This window comes from Tenacibaculum aestuarii (genome assembly GCF_964510395.1).
GTDB lineage: Bacteria > Bacteroidota > Bacteroidia > Flavobacteriales > Flavobacteriaceae > Polaribacter > Polaribacter aestuarii.
In genome coordinates, this window is sequence record NZ_CAZEFY010000003.1 from 909,418 (window position 1) to 927,327 (window position 17,910).

Here is a 17,910-nt window from a genome sequence, read left to right on the forward strand (position 1 = left end):
TTTTAATTTCTTTTAAAAATTATTTTCTTCTGCGAGGTTGACGTTTTGCATTACCACCACCTTTGTTAGAGTTACCTTTTTGTTTAGATAATCCTACTAATGGAGATAATTCACGTTTTCCATAAACCTCACCTTTCATAATCCATACTTTCACACCGATTCTTCCGTATGTAGTATGTGCTTCAACAAGTGCATAATCGATGTCTGCTCTGAAGGTAGAAAGAGGAATTCTTCCTTCTTTGTAATGCTCAGAACGTGCCATTTCAGCTCCGTTTAAACGACCTGATAATTGCACTTTAATTCCTTCTGCATTCATTCTCATTGCAGCAGCAATCGCCATCTTAGTAGCTCGCTTGTAAGAAATTCTGTTTTCGATTTGACGTGCGATACTAGCTGCAACTAGGTTTGCATCTAATTCTGGACGCTTAATTTCGAAAATGTTAATTTGAACTTCTTTTCCTGTAATCTTCTTAAGCTCTTCTTTTAACTTGTCTACCTCTTGACCTCCTTTACCAATAATGATACCTGGACGTGCAGTAGTGATAGTAACGGTTACAAGTTTTAAAGTACGCTCAATAATAATACGAGAAACACTTGCTTTTGATAAACGAGCATTGATATACTTTCTGATCTTATCATCTTCAGCAATCTTATCTCCGTAGTCATTTCCACCATACCAGTTAGATTCCCATCCTCTGATAATTCCTAAACGATTTCCTATTGGATTTGTCTTTTGTCCCATTTCTACTTTGATTAATTACTGTTATTTTTAGTTCCTAACTCTAAAGTTACGTGATTAGAACGCTTACGAATTCTGTGTGCACGACCTTGTGGAGCTGGTCTTAACCTTTTTAACATACCTGCGCTATCAACACAAATTGATTTTACATATAATCCTGCATCTTCGATGCTAGCATCTTCGTTTTTAGCTTGCCAGTTAGCGATAGCTGATAACAATAACTTTTCTAAGTTACGTGATGCTTCTTTTGGACTGAATTTTAAGATTTGTAAAGCTTTTTCAACTTCAACCCCTCTTACTAAATCTGCTACCAAGCGCATTTTTCTTGGTGATGTAGGACAATTAGTTAATTTAGCAAAAGCTCTAGACTTTCTAGCTTCTTTTAACTGTGTTGCCATGTTATGTTTACGACTTCCCATAATTTCCTACTATTTTTTACCTTTATTTTTTGCACCAGCGTGCCCTCTAAAAGAACGTGTTGGTGAAAATTCGCCTAATTTATGACCTACCATGTTTTCAGTAACGTAAACTGGTACAAACTGACGTCCGTTGTGAACTGCAATTGTTTGCCCTACGAAATCTGGAGTAATCATACTTGCTCTAGACCAAGTTTTGATAACTGATTTACTTCCTGCTTCTACGTTAGCTAACACTTTTTTCTCTAACTTATAGTGAACGTAAGGTCCTTTTTTTAATGATCTTGCCATGGTTTATTATTTCTTTCTACGTTCTATAATATACTTGTTACTAGCTTTGGTCTTAGATCTAGTCTTGAATCCTTTAGCTGGGATACCGTTTCTAGATCTTGGATGTCCTCCAGAAGAACGTCCTTCACCACCACCCATTGGGTGATCAACTGGGTTCATACGAACAGCATTCGTTCTTGGTCTTCTACCTAACCATCTACTTCTACCTGCTTTACCAGATACTAATAATTGGTGGTCAGAGTTAGACACAACTCCGATAGTTGCCATACAAGTTAATAAGATTAATCTTGTTTCTCCTGAAGGTAACTTTACTGTTGCATACTTACCATCTCTTGCCATTAATTGAGCAAATGAACCAGCTGAACGAGCCATAACAGCTCCTTGTCCTGGGTGTAACTCAATACAAGAAATTGTAGTACCTAATGGAATATCGCTTAAGAACATAGCGTTACCAACTTCTGGCGTAGCTTCTTTTCCTGATACGATTGTTTGACCTACTTTTAAACCGTTTTGTGCAATTACATAACGTTTTTCACCATCAGCATAACTAACTAATGCAATAAATGCAGTACGGTTTGGATCGTACTCGATAGTTTTTACTGTTGCAGGAACACCTTGCTTATCTCTTTTAAAATCGATAATACGGTATTTTTGTTTATGACCTCCACCGATATTACGTGTAGTCATTCTACCCTGGTTGTTTCGACCTCCAGATCGTTTTTTCGGAGCTAATAAAGATTTCTCCGGCTTATCAGTAGTAATGGTGTCGAACCCATTTACAACTCTAAAACGCTGACCTGGTGTTATTGGTTTTAATTTTCTAACTGACATTCTGTCTTTTCTTAAAGATTGTTATAAAAATCAATAGTTTCTCCTTCAGCTAACTGAACGATTGCTTTCTTGTATCCACTTGTTAATCCAGTAACTAAACCTTTTTTAGTGTATTTAGTTTTTCTTAATGCTGGATAGTTCATAGTTTTTACAGACTCGATCGCTACACCATAAGCAGCCTCAACAGCTCCTTTGATTTCTAACTTGTTAGCCTTTTTGTTTACAACAAATGTATAACGGTTGTTTAACTCGCTATCATTTGTAGCTTTTTCTGTAATAATAGGTTTAATTAAAATACTCATTTTCTTCCCTATTTACTTAAATTAGACTCAATTCCTTCTAGAGAGCTCTCAGCGATTACCACTTTATTAGCATTTAAAACGCTATACGTGTTAATTCCTGAAGCATCTACTACTTTAGAACCTTTTAAGTTACGAGATGATAAGTAAACATTTTTACTTTCTTCACCTAATACAAATAAAGACTTTTTAGCGTCTAATTCTAAAGCTTTTAATACATTGATAAACTCTTTAGTTTTTGGAGCTTCAAAATTGAAGTCTTCAATTACAACTAAATTGTTTTCTTTTGCTTGAATACTTAAAGCGGACTTACGTGCTAAACGCTTTAAGTTTTTATTCAATTTAAAAGAATAATTTCTTGGTCTTGGACCAAAAATACGTCCACCACCTCTGAAAACTGGAGATTTGATACTACCCGCACGAGCTGTACCAGTTCCCTTTTGTTTTTTAATCTTTCTTGTACTACCAGCAATCTCAGCTCTTTCTTTCGATTTATGAGTACCTTGTCTTTGATTAGCCAAATACTGCTTTACATCTAAATAAATTGCATGATCATTTGGCTCAATTCCGAATACCTCGTTAGAAAGTTCAACTTTTCTACCAGTATCTTTTCCTGTAATATCTAATACTGCTACTTTCATTATTTCTCGATAGTTACATAAGAGTTTTTGTGACCAGGAATAGCTCCTTTTACTACGATAAGATTCTTATCTGCAACCACTTTTAAAACTCTTAAATTTTGAACTTTTACTTTGTCTCCACCCATACGTCCTGCCATACGCATTCCTTTGAATACTCTTGCAGGGTATGATGCTGCACCAATTGAACCAGGAGCTCTTAAACGGTTATGTTGACCGTGAGTTGCTTGTCCAACTCCGCCAAAACCATGACGTTTAACAACACCTTGAAATCCTTTACCTTTAGAAATCCCTGACACATCAACGAATTCTCCTTCAGCAAATAATTCAACAGTAATTGAGTCACCTAATTTGTACTCACCATCAAACTCTTGGAATTCAACAACTTTTTTCTTAGCAGATGTACCAGCTTTTTTAAAGTGACCATCTAAAGCTTTATTAGAGCTTTTTGCTTTTTTGTCATCGAAACCAAGTTGTAAAGCGTTATAGCCGTCAACCTCTTCGGTTCTGACTTGGGTAACAACGCAAGGACCTGCTTCGATTACAGTACAAGGAATATTCTTCCCGTTCTCGTCGAATAAGCTGGTCATTCCAATTTTTCTTCCTATTAACCCAGACATATTTGTTAATTTTCAGACGAATAGATATCTTTTATCCAGCGCGTCTATTAATAAATGATTATTTGAAACGAATGTTTCTGTTTTTTCCTTTGAATTTTTCAAAAAAAAAGAGCGAAAAACATCTTCACTCTGAATTTGTTTTTACCATTTTTCCTTCGCGAAACCCTCAGGACATGTCATTTCTGTATACTTTACAGAAATATTTACACGCCGAAACCTAAATTTCGGTGTGCAAAAGTATAAAAAACTTTCGGCTTAACAAAATTAAACCGAAAGTTATTGATTTACTTATACTTTGATCTCAACTTCAACTCCACTTGGTAACTCAAGTTTCATTAAAGCATCAATAGTTTTTGATGATGAACTATAGATGTCTAATAATCTTTTGTAAGCAGATAATTGAAATTGCTCTCTAGATTTTTTGTTTACGTGTGGTGAACGTAATACTGTAAAAATCTTTTTATTTGTTGGTAAAGGAATTGGTCCGTTTACTACAGCTCCAGTACTCTTTACTGTCTTTACGATTTTTTCAGCAGACTTGTCTACTAAATTATAATCGTAAGATTTTAACTTTATTCTAATTTTTTGACTCATCTTAATTAACCTTTAGCGTTAGCGATTACTTCTTCTGCAATGTTACTAGGAGTTTCTGCATAGTGAGAGAATTCCATAGTAGAAGTTGCTCTACCTGAAGATAATGTTCTTAATGAAGTAACATATCCAAACATTTCTGATAATGGAACGATAGCTTTTACTACTTTAGATCCAGCACGGTCGCTCATATCATTAACTTGTCCACGTCTTCTATTTAAATCTCCAACGATGTCACCCATATTTTCTTCTGGAGTTAACACCTCTAACTTCATCATTGGCTCCATGATTACAGCTCTTGCAGCTTTTGCAGCAGCTTTATAACCCATTTTAGCAGCTAATTCGAATGATAATTGATCAGAATCTACAGGGTGGAATGAACCGTCAACTAATGTAACTTTCAGTGCATCCATTTCGTATCCTGCCAATGGACCATTCTTCATTGCTTCTTTGAATCCTTTTTCTACTGAAGGAACAAACTCTTTAGGAACGTTACCACCTTTAATGATAGATTCGAACTCTAAACCTTGCTTACCTTCTTCAGCTGGCTCTATTTTGAATACGATATCAGCAAACTTACCACGTCCACCAGATTGTTTCTTATAAACCTCTCTGTGTTCTGCAGATGCAGTAATAGCTTCTTTGTACTCTACTTGTGGTTGTCCTTGATTTACTTCAACCTTAAACTCACGTTTTAAACGGTCTACAATAATATCTAAGTGTAACTCACCCATTCCTGAAATTACAGTTTGACCTGAAGCCTCATCTGTTTTTACAGTAAATGTTGGATCTTCTTCAGCTAATTTTGCTAAAGCCATACCTAACTTATCTACGTCAGCCTTAGTTTTTGGCTCAACAGCGATACCAATTACAGGATCTGGGAAATCCATAGATTCTAAAACGATTGGATGTTTTTCGTCAGATAACGTATCCCCTGTTTTAATATCTTTAAACCCTACAGCAGCTCCAATGTCTCCAGCTTCAATAAAATCGATTGCATTTTGCTTGTTAGAGTGCATTTGGTAAATACGAGAAATACGCTCTTTTTTACCTGAACGGTTATTTAACACGTAAGAACCTGCATCTAAGTGACCAGAATAGGCACGGAAGAATGCTAAACGCCCTACGAAAGGATCGGTAGCAATTTTAAATGCTAAAGCTGAGAATGGTGCTTTTGCATCTGGCTTACGAGTTTCTTCTTCTCCTGTATCAGGGTTAGTACCGATGATATTTTCTCTATCTACTGGAGAAGGTAAATAACGACATACAGCATCTAATAAGAACTGAACACCTTTATTTTTAAATGAAGAACCACATACCATTGGAATGATAGACATATCCATCACAGCAGCTCTTAATGCAGCATGCACTTCTTCTTCTGTAATTGAATCTTCATCCTCCATGTACTTCTCTAATAAGTTTTCGTCATAAGCAGCAACCTCTTCGATTAACTTACCACGTAACTCACGAGCTTCTTCTTTTAAATCTTCTGGAATATCTACAACATCAAAAGTTGATCCGTAGTTATCATCATGCCATACAATAGCACGGTTTTTAACTAAATCAACAATCCCTTTAAAGTCTGCTTCATCACCAATATTTAAAACGATTGGCACTGCGTTAGACTTTAACATGTCTTTTACTTGCTGACAAACTGCTAAAAAGTTTGCTCCTTGACGGTCCATTTTGTTAACGAAACCGATACGAGGCACTTTATAGTTATCAGCTAAACGCCAGTTAGTTTCAGATTGTGGCTCTACTCCGTCTACTGCAGAGAATAAGAACACTAATCCATCTAATACACGTAACGAACGGTTTACCTCTACGGTAAAGTCAACGTGACCTGGAGTATCAATAATATTAAAATGGTATCCTTTAGCATCAGCGGTAGGCTTTCCATTTTCTGTTGGGAATTGCCATGTACAAGTTGTAGCTGCAGATGTAATTGTAATACCTCTTTCAGCTTCTTGCTCCATCCAGTCCATTGTAGAAGCACCATCGTGAACTTCTCCAATTTTGTGAGACACTCCTGTATAGAAAAGGATACGCTCAGTTGTTGTTGTTTTACCAGCATCAATATGAGCAGCAATACCGATATTTCTTGTATATTTTAAATCTCTTGCCATTTCTTATTAAAATCTAAAGTGTGAGAATGCTTTGTTAGCTTCAGCCATCTTGTGAGTATCAACTCTTTTCTTAACAGCTGCACCTTCTTCTTTAGCAGCAGCTAAAATCTCAGCAGCTAAACGTTGTGCCATTGTTTTTTCATTACGCTTACGCGCATAAGAAATCATCCATTTAATCGCCATAGAAACCTTACGGTCTGGACGAATTTGCATTGGAATTTGGAATGTAGCTCCACCTACACGGCGAGAACGTACTTCTACGTGAGGCATCACGTTAGACAAACCATCTTTCCACACTTCTAAAGCTGACTTTTCTTCGTCAGTTTTCTTTTCATTTACGATATCCATTGCATCGTAAAACACTTTGAACGCTACAGATTTTTTACCGTCCCACATTAAGTTATTCACAAAACGTGTAACTAATTGATCGTTAAATCTTGGATCCGGTAACAAAACTCTTTTTTTAGCTCTTCTTTTCCTCATGTCTTTACATTAAAAAAGTTACTAATTATTTTTTACTTTTTGTCTTTTGGGCGTTTTGCACCGTACTTAGATCTACGTTGGGTTCTACCCTCAACTCCTGCAGTATCTAATGCTCCACGTACCACGTGATATTTAACACCTGGTAAATCTTTTACCCTTCCACCTCTAACTAATACTATCGAGTGCTCTTGCAAGTTATGTCCCTCACCTGGAATATACGCGTTGATCTCGTTACCATTTGTTAAACGCACCCTTGCAACCTTACGCATCGCTGAGTTAGGTTTCTTAGGTGTAGTGGTATACACACGCGTACAAACTCCACGTCTTTGTGGACATGCTTGTAAAGCAGCCGATTTACTCTTCTTAGTTATTTTGGCTCTTCCTTTACGAACTAATTGTTGAATAGTTGGCATACTAAATTATTACTTGTTTTTAATTTGTACTTAAATTACTCTAATTTTAAGAGAGTGCAAATGTACGACTATTTTCTAATTATTCAAATATCAAGAAGTTATTTTTCACACAACTTATAATCAACCTGTTTTATAAGTAAGTATTAAACTAATATAAACCAAGTATCCTATACTTATTTATTTAACTCATTTTTACACCATATTGGAATTTACCATACAAAAAACCTAACAAATATTCCACTACACCTCTTCTTCACCAACATCCCTAATTGTTTTCTATCACCAAAAAAAACATTCTATTAACAAACCTTTGATTTTTTTAAGTTTTTTTTTGTTAAAAAGTTGTTCTTTTAAGATTAATTTAAGATTTTAGCGCCTAATTAATTCAAATAATTACACAATGAAAACAAAGTTTAATGGAATTTTAACGCTACTTCTAGCGTTTATTGTGCAGATATCCTTTGCACAAGACAGAACAATTTCAGGTACTGTTTCTGACGAATCAGGCCCATTACCTGGTGTTACAGTATTAAAAAAGGGTACTACTCAAGGTACCGAGACGGATTTCGATGGGAAATTCTCAATTCAAGCCAAAACTGGAGATGTCTTAGTATTCAGTTTCGTTGGAATGAAAACTACAGAAAGAATTATTGGGACGTCTAATACTATTAATGTATCTATGGTTAGTGACAATGTCCTTGATGAAGTTGTTGTTACTGCATTAGGTATAAAAAGAGAAGAGAAAGCTTTGGGGTATTCTACTCAAAGTGTAGATTCTAAAAACTTAACAACTGTAAGGGATGCAAATATTGTTAACTCTTTAAGTGGTAAGATCGCTGGTGTAAATGTAACTAGTTCTTCTGGTGCTGTTGGTGCTGAAAGTAGAATTGTTATTAGAGGTATTTCTACCATCAGTGGTAGTGCTCAACCTTTAGTTGTAGTTGATGGTATTGTTATGGACAACTCAGCTTATGGTAATTCTGGTTCCGGTGGTGGTAACAGTACCCCTAATGGTTTAGCAGATTTAAACCAAGATGATATAGAATCTATAAACGTATTAAAGGGTGGTGCTGCAACTTCACTGTATGGTATGAGAGGAGCTAATGGAGTTCTTGTAGTAACTACGAAATCTGGAAATAAAAAGTCTGATAAGTTAGGAATTGAAATAGCTTCAAGCATTTCATTTGATAACGCTTACATTTTACCTGATTACCAAAATTCTTATGGTCAAGGATTTTCTTCAACAAACTTTGAATATGTTGATGGTGTTTCAGGTGATGGTGGTATTGATGAAAGTTGGGGGCCAAGACTTGATGCTGGTTTAGAATTTATCCAGTGGAACTCTTTTGATGGTAATCCAACTCCTTGGGTTTCAAAACCTGATAACGTAAAAGATTTTTATGAAACTGGAGTTACAACAAACAATAATGTTTCTTTTACAAAAGGAGGAGAAGATTACAATGCTAGACTTTCTCTTGGTTTAACTGATCAAACAGGTATTTTATACAATACAGATTTAACAAAATATAATATTAGTGGTCGATTTGATTTTAAATTATCTGACAAATGGAACGTTGGTTTTAGTGCTAACTATATTAAAACAGAAAGTGATAACTTACCTTCTGTAGGATATGGAGACTCAAACAACCAATTAGGTCAGTTAGTATGGGCTGCAAGAAACGTTGATTTCCAAGCTTTAAAAGACTGGAAAAACTTACCGTTAGGATTTGCTTCTGGAGCAGATGTGGCTACTCCTATTAACTGGAACCTAGCATATAACAACAACCCTTACTGGGCTTTAGATACAAACACAAATACCTTTGATAGAAATAGATTATTAGGAAATATTTCTTTGGGATATACTATCAATGATAATTTCAACGTAACAGCTCAAACTGGTCTTGACTATTTTTCTTCATTAGATACTAGAAGACGTGCTTTTGGTACTTATGAGTTCGTTAGAGGTTATTATAGTGAAGTACAACGTACTAGATATGAAGTTAACACTCAGGCGATGTTAAATTTCAATTCTAAAATTGGAGAAGACTTTAATATTGGAGCTAGTGTAGGAGGTAACTTAATGAAAAACAACTATCATACATTAGCTATGACAGCTCCTGAATTACAAATCCCTGACTTATACAATATTTCGAACACAAAAGATGGAGTTAACCCTCTTTTAACTCAACGTCAAATTAACCGTGAAATAAACAGTTTATTTGGTTTTGTTAACCTTTCTTATAAAGATTTCTTATTCCTTGATATTACAGGTAGAAATGACTGGGCTTCTGTATTACCATCTAATAACAATAGCTTCTTTTACCCAAGTGTTACAGGTACAGCTATAGTTAGTGATATTTTTGACATTAAAGGTAAAACTATTTCTTACTTAAAAGTAAGAGGAGGTTGGTCTAAAGTTGGTAGTGCTGGTCCTTTAGCTCCTTATTCTATTGAGCCAAAATATGCTTACGGTGAAAAATGGGGAACAACTCCTGCTGCTGTTTATCCTGGTACATTATGGAACCCAAATATTAAAAACCAAGATACAGAGGAATATGAAGTTGGTTTTGAAGCTAGGTTATTTAAAAGTAGGTTAACTGTTGACTTTACTTATTATGACAGATTAACAACTGATGTTATTATGTTAAAAGATATCGACCCTGCAAGTGGTAATACTGGTTACTGGGATAACGTTGCTGACATTTCAAACAAAGGTGTTGAATTAGCTTTAACTGCTGATATTGTTAGAAGTGAAGACTTTAATTTAGGTATGAATATTAACTTTGCTAAAAACGATAACGAAGCAATGAATATTGATAGTGATCCTACTACTAACGAAGGTCAAGTTGTAATGGGTGGATTATGGAACGTAGACGTTGTTGCTAGAGAAGGTTTACCAATCGGAGCATTAGTAGGACCTGGTTTCTTAAGAGATGATAGTGGTCAAATTATATATGTTAATGGTCTTCCTCAAAGAGATCCTACTTCAAAAGTTTTAGGTAATGTTCAACCAGATTGGACAGGAGGTTTAGGTCTTAATATGTCATATAAAAACCTAACTTTAACTACATTATTTGATGTTAAAATGGGTGGTGATGTTTATTCTCAAACAAACTCTTGGGGTAAATATGCAGGTATTTTAGAAGAAACTGTTCAAGGTCGTGAAACAGGTATTGTAGGACAAGGAGTAATGTCTGATGGAAACGGAGGATATGTTCCTAACAATGTTGTTACCTCAGCTCAAAGCTTTTTTAAGACAGCTTACTCTCAAAACATTGGTGAATCATCTGTTTATGATGCTTCTTTCGTAAAATGGAGAGAATTAGCATTATTCTATAACTTACCTAACAAGTTTTTAGACAATACAGGTGTGGATCAAATTTCTGTTGGATTTACTGTTAGAAATTTAGCAATTTTATATAGAAAAACTCCACATATTGATCCTGAGACAGCATTTAGTAGTGACACAGGTCAACAAGGTTTAGAGTATGCTCAAATACCTTCTACTAGAAGTTTCGGATTTAACCTTAATGTTAAATTTTAAAAAAGATAAAAAATGAAATTAAATAAATATATATTAGCAATACTAGTTATAGCTCAGTTATTAGTTACAACTAGCTGTACTGATGATTTTGCTGAAATCAATAGAGACCCTAATAATCCATTAGAGGTTCCTGCAAACCTATTATTAGCTAGTGTAATATACAACACTGGTAATCGTGTACAAACCCCATTTTTAGCTGGTGAAGCAGGTTCTTGCTGGGTTCAACATTTAGCGAAACCAGTATACAACACTAATGAATTATATATTCCAAGACAAAATTCAATTGAAGCTCATTGGACAGGATTATACTCAAATGTGTTAAAAGACGCTGATGTTATGCAAAAATTAGCTGCTCTAGAAGGTAACTCTGATTTACAAGGTGTTGCTTTAATTATGAAAGCAAATGCATACCATATCTTAACAGACTCTTTTGGTAATATTCCGATGTCTGAAGCTCTTAAAGGTGATGAAGGGAATATTACACCTATATATGATGATAGTGAAACAGAAGTTTACCCAAGAATAATAGAGATGTTAGATGAAGCTATCACTTTATTAGACGGTTCGGGTGAGATAGATGCTAATCAAGATTTATTATATGGTGGAGATACTGATTTATGGAAAAAATTTGCGGGTTCTCTTAAATTTAGAGTTTTAATGAGAGCTTCTACTTCTGGTACTTCTTCTTTAGGTAATATTCCTGATCAATTACAAAGTTTAGTAAACTCTGGAAATTTATTTACTAGTAATTTAGAAGACGCTAAATTAGTATACTTATCTAGTGAACCTAATGCTAACCCTTATTTTGAAGCATTAGTTAACGGAGGTAGATCTACAGAGTGGTGTCTTAACGAGCAGTTAGTTAATCATATGTTAAACACTAATGATACTAGATTACCTGTTTATGCACAAGAAGTTGGTGGTAATGGTTCTGGAAACGGATATGTAGGGAAACCAGCGGGTATTCAAGATATCGGTAGTTCTATTTACGGAGATTCTAATAATGTATCTTTAATAGGTGAAAAATACTTAGAAGCTGAACAACCTGCTTACCTTATGAGTTATGCTCAACTTAAGTTATTAATGGCTGAAGCTGCTGAAAGAGGATATATTGGTTCTCCTTCTGATGCTGCGACTTATTTTGAAGAAGGAGTAGAAGCTTCTTGTCTAGCTAATGGAGTACTTCCTTTCAATATTAACTATGTTAGTGGTGCAAATGGTTTAAAACTAATTGCTGAACAATCTTGGGTTGCTTTATACATGCAAGGGTTTGAAGCTTTTGCTGAGTGGAACAGAACAAAAATTCCTAATTTACCTTTAGCTATAGATGCTGTTGAATCTTCAATTCCATCTAGATTAAACTACCCAATTTCTCAACAATCTGTTAACAATGTTAATTATACAGATGCTGTATCGAGTCAAGGAGCTGATTTATTAACTACACCTTTATGGTGGCAATAATCTGGTTAGAGTAACTTAAAACAAATAAAAATGAAAAAATTCAAATATATATTAATAACTGTAGTAGGATTACTAACTATGGTTTCCTGTGATCTCAATTCAGATGCTGATGCATATACTGTTGCTGAGATTAAGACTGAAGCAGGGTTTATTGTTGATTTAACACAATCTCAAGGTGGTGTTTTTGGTATTCCTGAAGATGGAGTTCCTTTAGAAGATGCAATTATAAATTTCACAGACACAAATTTAGATATTGTTATAGATTTAGTTTCTGGCTCTCTAGATAATGTAGAAAAAGTTGAACTTGTTAAGTACTTTAACAATGATTATGAAACTTCACCTACAACTAACGAAGTGTCGGTTGCTGAATCAACTACTTTACCTTTTACTGTTAGTTTTAATGATATTTCTGATTATCTTGATGGTTTTTCTGTTCTTGAAGATGAATTAAGAATTGGAGATGTATTTAACTTCAGAATTAAAGTTTACCAAAAAGGTGGTAATATATTATACTTTAATACTAGTATGGGTAAGTTTCCTGTAACGATAAACTGTTTTGCTGATTTATCAGGTACTTATGCAGTTACTAATGATGCTTGTAACCCTAATTTCACAACTACTATTGAAGCAAACGCTGATGGTAGCTGGCACATTGAAAGAGGTGATGGAGGTTTCTTGAGTCTATGTACTGGGAATTCTGGATTATTAAATGCTGCTGATATTTTAGTGGTTTGTGGAGAAGTACAACCTACAGGTAATTTAGATTTTGGTTCTGCTGGTGGAACTTATGATATCGGTGATATAAGTGGAGGTACTTGGAATCAAGATACAGGAGTACTTATAATGTATCATACTCAAAGTTTATGGTCAACTAGACCTTCTTCTTGGACATCAACTTACGTTAGACAATAATTATTTTTTATAAATAAATAAAACCACCTCTAACGAGGTGGTTTTTTTATACCATAAAATGAACTACATTTGCAGCATGGAACAAAACACAAACATTTTTGGTATTAGAGCCATTATTGAAGCCATAGAGAGTGGCGCTTCAATTAACAAAGTATATCTTCAAAAAGGCTTACGAGGAGACTTATTTTTTCAGTTAGACAAACTATTGAAAAAAAATAAAATATCAACTAGTGTTGTTCCTACGGAAAAGCTAGATCGCTTATCTAAACATAACAATCATCAAGGAGCAGTAGCTAAAATTTCTCCTATTGAATTTCAAGATTTAGATAGTTTGATAGAAGACGTTTTAGATTCTGAAAACACTCCCCTATTCTTATTGTTAGATCAAGTATCTGATGTACGAAATTTCGGAGCTATTATCAGAACTGCTGAATGTACAGGAGTTAACGGAATTATCATTCAAAAAAGTGGTAGTGCTCCTGTAAATGCTGAAACTATAAAAACTTCTGCGGGTGCTGCATTCAAAGTACCTATTTGTAAAGTAGATCACATTAAAGATGCTATTTTTCAATTAAAAGCTGCAGACATTAAATTAGTTGCTGCAACCGAAAAAACGGAGGATTCTGTTTTTGACATCAACTTTAATCAACCTATAGCCATTGTTATGGGATCTGAACATAAAGGTGTTAGTACTTCAGTTTTAAAACTAGTTGATTATAAAGCAAAATTACCACTACTAGGTGAAATTGGATCACTAAATGTATCGGTTGCCTGTGGTGCATTTTTATATGAATCTGTACGACAACGTTTATAAAAATATAATCCTGCTAAATGCAGGATTTTTTTATTTTCACTCTTGTTTGTTTTCCTTATAAATATACTTGTAGTTAATTTCTTTTAACTCTGTTTCTTCTTCAGGGACAGGTGGTACATAATTTCCATCTTCGTCAAACATTGTATCAAACTCTGTTTGAGAAAATTCAAACTTTTCTTTTACAATTCCTCTTTTTCTGTATAACAAGGCAAAAACAAATCCAGTTATTAATCCTGACAAATGCCCTTCCCAAGACATTCCTTCTTTAATGGGTAAAACATACCAAACCATACTTCCGTATAAAAAAATCGTGATAAACGAAACCGCTACTAATCGATAATTCTTTTTTATAATTCCGCTAAACAATACAAAACTGAACAATAAGTATACAATTCCACTTGCACCGATGTGATATGATTGTCGAGCAATTATCCAAGTTAACAATCCAGTAATTATTCCTCCATAAATCAAAACTTTCACCGCTACTTCCTTATAAAAATAAAAAAGACACGCAGAAAGCACAAATAACGGAACAGAATTATTAAAAAGATGCTTTGTGTCGCTATGAATAAAAGGAGAGTTAAAAACCCCTTTTAAACCACTAAAATTTCTTGGATACACTCCAAATTTGTTAAAATTCCATCCAAATGTAATTTCTAACCAATACACAAACCATATTGCAAAAACAAACAGGAGGGGAATGGTAAATACCGTTGGGCAAAATTTTAGCTGTTGTTCTGTTTTCATAATGCTGAAAATAACAAAAATAAATCCAAAGTAGCATTTCTGAATTTCTGTCATAAATCTTTGTTATTTTTACAAAATGAATCAACCTTTGGCAGAAAGAATACGTCCGCAAAGTTTAAGCGATTATATTAGTCAACAACATTTGGTGGGCGAAAATGGTATTTTAACCAATCATATCAAGCAGGGAATTATTCCTTCATTAATTTTATGGGGACCTCCAGGAATTGGAAAAACTACCTTGGCAAATATCATCGCCAACGAATCTGGACGTCCATTTTACACCTTAAGTGCAATTAGCTCGGGAGTGAAAGATGTTCGTGAGGTAATTGAAAAAGCGAAAAAAAGTGGCGGATTGTTTACTCAGAAAAATCCTATTCTATTTATTGATGAAATTCATCGTTTTAGTAAGTCACAACAAGATTCTTTATTAGGTGCTGTTGAAAAAGGCTGGGTAACTTTGGTAGGTGCAACTACAGAAAACCCAAGTTTTGAAGTGATTCCTGCCCTACTTTCTCGTTGTCAAGTTTATATTTTGAATTCTTTTGATAAAGAGGATTTAATTGCGCTGTTACACAGAGCAATGGAAAAAGACGAAATTATTTCTCAGAAAAAAATCAATTTAAAAGAAACCGATGCTTTGTTACAAGTATCTGGTGGTGATGCTAGAAAACTCTTAAATATTTTTGAGTTGTTGGTTGCTGCGGAGGATGAAATTGACATCACTAATAAATTAGTTTTAGAAAAGATTCAAAAAAACACTGTTCGATACGATAAAACTGGTGAGCAACATTACGATATCATTTCTGCTTTTATCAAATCAATTAGAGGAAGCGATCCCAATGCCACTGTTTATTGGTTAGCTCGAATGATTGAAGGTGGAGAGGATGTAAAATTTATTGCACGAAGAATGCTTATTTCTGCTTCGGAAGATATTGGTAATGCAAATCCAACAGCTTTGATTTTGGCGAATAACACCTTTCAAGCAGTCTCTGTAATTGGCTATCCAGAATCTAGGATTATTTTAAGTCAGTGTGCTGTATACTTGGCAAATTCTGCAAAAAGTAACGCATCGTATATGGCGATTGGTGAAGCTCAAAATTTGGTTAGAACAACTGGCGATTTGTCTGTTCCATTACATTTACGAAATGCTCCTACTAAATTAATGAAGGATTTAGACTACGGAAAAGACTATCAATACTCGCACAATTACGCAGGTAATTTTGTGAATCAAGAGTTTTTACCTGATGAGATTAAAAACACCAAACTATACGAACCAGGAAATAATGCTCGTGAAAATCAATTTAGAGAATTGTTAAAACAACGTTGGAAGGATAAATACAACTATTAAAACTATGAATTTAATAAAGATAAAACCTGTTTATTTGTACTTATTATCTGGAATAATACTCCCTTCTTCTATAGTCTTTAAAGAAGAAAGGAGCTATTTATATTATACTTGTTTAGTTATTGGTTTTAGCCTTTTTCTCTTAGCAATAATTAAATATCTAAGAGAAAAATAATTAAAACTTCACTTGGTATTCTTCAATTACTTTACCATCATTTGTATAGTATTCAGCAAACCAAGAATTTCCATTTTTGTATAAGATTCCGTTTTTATCTTTTATCACAAAAACATCTTTTACATTGGTTTTTAATACTTGAAAAACAACCTCAGGTTTCATATTAACTAATTGAAAACCGTTAGGTATTGGCTGTGCAAATAATTGTTCTTTAGCATTGGCTGGTTTTTCAACAACCTCAGCTACTTTACTTTCTACTACCGTTGGTACCACAGCTACGGCTGGTACTTCTTTGGTTTTAGTTACAGCACCTCCTTGTAAAGGAACATATTTATATTTTAAAGCTTCAATAGATTTAAAAGCGTTACGAATAGCTTCATGATATGCTTTTTTATATTGTTTCTCTTTACTTTTTCCTTCTTTTGAAGTAAATACTATGTTGTTATAACAATCTCTGAATTCAATAACACTTATGGTAGTAAACATACCTGATTCATCTTTTACAGTTCCTATTAATGCTAAACATCTATTATTAGCTACTTCGTCAGGTAAATTTTCATCATCTAAAAAAGCGGTAAATCCGTACTTATTGAATAAAAATTTAGTTAATGAACTTGTTTGGTATTTATCTTTCTCTTTAACAAAATCAAATTTGCTTGGTACGATTATATATTTATAATTATTGATAGATTTCTGCGCAAAACTTGCTGTTGATATAAACAATGCTATTAAAAGTATTCTTTTCATTTTAGGTCTTATTAGGTATGATATCTTTAATCTTGATAAACTTATAAATAATTTTTTAATTCTATTAATGAAGCTACGCGTTGTACTCCATTATTTTTAGCTTCTTCGGAAAAATGGATTGCCATCATCCCCGAGTTTAGAGCTCCCATAACATCTGCTTCGTAGCTATCCCCTATCATAATCGATTCGTGGGCTACCGCTTCAGCTTTACTTAAAGCGAATTCAAAAACTTTAGGATTCGGTTTTTTCACTCCAACACATTCCGAAGTAATTACTTGCTTAAAGTATTTATCAATCCCAGATTTTTGAAGTTTTAAATTCTGTACTTCTTCAAAACCATTAGTTATAATATGTAAATGGTATTTATTTTCTAAATATTCTAAAACTTCTACAGCATCCGAAAATAGATAATTATAACTAGGTAGATAACGAATGTAATCTTCAGAAATCACATCAATCATATCATCAGAAACCTTATAATTTAAAACATCAAAAGTTTCTTTTAATCTATGATATCTTAAATCTGATTTTTCAACTTTATCTTCTCTATACAATCGCCAATATTTTAAGTTTATCGGTATGTACACTTCTAAAAAATTATCAATAGGAATTGTAATGTTTTGCTCTTCGAAAATTTTCTGAAAAGTCAGTTTTGAATTTCTATCAAAATCCCAAAGTGTGTGGTCTAAATCAAAAAATAAATGCTTTATTTCCATAT

General features: G+C 33.9%; 19 protein-coding genes. 5 read left to right on the top strand and 14 right to left on the bottom strand.

Annotation, left to right across the window (positions count from 1 at the left end):
- Positions 1–19: 19 nt before the first annotated feature.
- From rpsC to rpsL, 11 genes are all read right to left on the bottom strand, one after another.
- The gene (gene rpsC / locus ACKTSU_RS10440; protein WP_028890731.1) at positions 20–742 is read right to left on the bottom strand and encodes a 30S ribosomal protein S3; all 723 of its coding nucleotides are present in this window, start codon (positions 740–742) and stop codon (positions 20–22) included.
- Positions 743–753: 11 nt separating this feature from the next.
- Positions 754–1,158, bottom strand: coding sequence for a 50S ribosomal protein L22 (rplV, locus tag ACKTSU_RS10445; protein ID WP_028890730.1), 405 nt, complete (start codon positions 1,156–1,158; stop codon positions 754–756).
- 9 nt (positions 1,159–1,167) lie between these two features.
- The gene (gene rpsS, locus ACKTSU_RS10450) at positions 1,168–1,446 is read right to left on the bottom strand and encodes a 30S ribosomal protein S19 (RefSeq protein ID WP_028890729.1); all 279 of its coding nucleotides are present in this window, start codon (positions 1,444–1,446) and stop codon (positions 1,168–1,170) included.
- 6 nt (positions 1,447–1,452) lie between these two features.
- Positions 1,453–2,277, bottom strand: a complete 825-nt coding sequence (gene rplB, locus ACKTSU_RS10455) for a 50S ribosomal protein L2 (RefSeq protein WP_028890728.1) — start codon at positions 2,275–2,277, stop codon at positions 1,453–1,455.
- An 11-nt stretch (positions 2,278–2,288) separates the two neighbouring features.
- A complete protein-coding gene (gene rplW / locus ACKTSU_RS10460) occupies positions 2,289–2,579 on the bottom strand; it encodes a 50S ribosomal protein L23 (RefSeq protein WP_028890727.1) in 291 nt (96 codons plus the stop codon).
- A gap of 8 nt (positions 2,580–2,587) precedes the next feature.
- Complete coding sequence (gene rplD, locus ACKTSU_RS10465) at positions 2,588–3,217, bottom strand: 50S ribosomal protein L4 (protein WP_028890726.1); 630 nt, start codon at positions 3,215–3,217, stop codon at positions 2,588–2,590.
- The gene (rplC, locus tag ACKTSU_RS10470) at positions 3,217–3,834 is read right to left on the bottom strand and encodes a 50S ribosomal protein L3 (RefSeq protein WP_028890725.1); all 618 of its coding nucleotides are present in this window, start codon (positions 3,832–3,834) and stop codon (positions 3,217–3,219) included. The genes rplD and rplC overlap by 1 nt, the downstream gene beginning before the upstream one ends.
- Before the next feature lie 288 nt (positions 3,835–4,122).
- Entirely contained in the window at positions 4,123–4,428 is a 306-nt protein-coding gene (gene rpsJ, locus ACKTSU_RS10475; protein ID WP_024740605.1) for a 30S ribosomal protein S10, read from the bottom strand.
- Positions 4,429–4,433: 5 nt separating this feature from the next.
- Positions 4,434–6,551 carry an elongation factor G gene (fusA, locus tag ACKTSU_RS10480; protein WP_408036336.1) on the bottom strand — a complete coding sequence of 706 codons (2,118 nt, stop codon included), beginning with the start codon at positions 6,549–6,551 and terminating at the stop codon, positions 4,434–4,436.
- 6 nt (positions 6,552–6,557) lie between these two features.
- Positions 6,558–7,034: a 30S ribosomal protein S7 gene (rpsG, locus tag ACKTSU_RS10485; RefSeq protein ID WP_028890723.1), complete on the bottom strand. Its 477-nt coding sequence runs from the start codon at positions 7,032–7,034 to the stop codon at positions 6,558–6,560.
- A gap of 32 nt (positions 7,035–7,066) precedes the next feature.
- Complete coding sequence (gene rpsL, locus ACKTSU_RS10490) at positions 7,067–7,447, bottom strand: 30S ribosomal protein S12 (protein ID WP_028890722.1); 381 nt, start codon at positions 7,445–7,447, stop codon at positions 7,067–7,069.
- A 400-nt stretch (positions 7,448–7,847) separates the two neighbouring features.
- Here rpsL and ACKTSU_RS10495 point away from each other — a divergent pair, with 400 nt between their 5' ends.
- From ACKTSU_RS10495 to rlmB, 4 genes are all read left to right on the top strand, one after another.
- The gene (locus tag ACKTSU_RS10495) at positions 7,848–10,991 is read left to right on the top strand and encodes a SusC/RagA family TonB-linked outer membrane protein (RefSeq protein ID WP_408036337.1); all 3,144 of its coding nucleotides are present in this window, start codon (positions 7,848–7,850) and stop codon (positions 10,989–10,991) included.
- A gap of 12 nt (positions 10,992–11,003) precedes the next feature.
- Positions 11,004–12,452 (top strand): SusD/RagB family nutrient-binding outer membrane lipoprotein, encoded by a 1,449-nt coding sequence (locus tag ACKTSU_RS10500; protein WP_408036338.1) that lies wholly within the window; start codon positions 11,004–11,006, stop codon positions 12,450–12,452.
- Positions 12,453–12,482: 30 nt separating this feature from the next.
- Positions 12,483–13,364, top strand: coding sequence for a hypothetical protein (locus tag ACKTSU_RS10505; protein WP_408036339.1), 882 nt, complete (start codon positions 12,483–12,485; stop codon positions 13,362–13,364).
- A 76-nt stretch (positions 13,365–13,440) separates the two neighbouring features.
- On the top strand, positions 13,441–14,178 hold the full coding sequence (gene rlmB / locus ACKTSU_RS10510; RefSeq protein ID WP_408036913.1) for a 23S rRNA (guanosine(2251)-2'-O)-methyltransferase RlmB: 738 nt from the start codon (positions 13,441–13,443) through the stop codon (positions 14,176–14,178).
- 36 nt (positions 14,179–14,214) lie between these two features.
- Here the strand turns inward: rlmB and ACKTSU_RS10515 are convergent, their stop codons facing one another.
- Positions 14,215–14,925 (bottom strand): rhomboid family intramembrane serine protease, encoded by a 711-nt coding sequence (locus ACKTSU_RS10515; protein ID WP_408036340.1) that lies wholly within the window; start codon positions 14,923–14,925, stop codon positions 14,215–14,217.
- 76 nt (positions 14,926–15,001) lie between these two features.
- Between ACKTSU_RS10515 and ACKTSU_RS10520 the strand changes: the two genes are divergently transcribed.
- Complete coding sequence (locus tag ACKTSU_RS10520) at positions 15,002–16,273, top strand: replication-associated recombination protein A (protein WP_408036341.1); 1,272 nt, start codon at positions 15,002–15,004, stop codon at positions 16,271–16,273.
- 172 nt (positions 16,274–16,445) lie between these two features.
- Here the strand turns inward: ACKTSU_RS10520 and ACKTSU_RS10525 are convergent, their stop codons facing one another.
- Together ACKTSU_RS10525 and ACKTSU_RS10530 are read right to left on the bottom strand one after the other, a co-directional pair.
- Positions 16,446–17,192 carry a hypothetical protein gene (locus tag ACKTSU_RS10525; protein ID WP_408036342.1) on the bottom strand — a complete coding sequence of 249 codons (747 nt, stop codon included), beginning with the start codon at positions 17,190–17,192 and terminating at the stop codon, positions 16,446–16,448.
- 41 nt (positions 17,193–17,233) lie between these two features.
- A complete protein-coding gene (locus tag ACKTSU_RS10530) occupies positions 17,234–17,908 on the bottom strand; it encodes a YjjG family noncanonical pyrimidine nucleotidase (RefSeq protein WP_408036343.1) in 675 nt (224 codons plus the stop codon).
- Between the last annotated feature and the right edge of the window lie 2 nt (positions 17,909–17,910).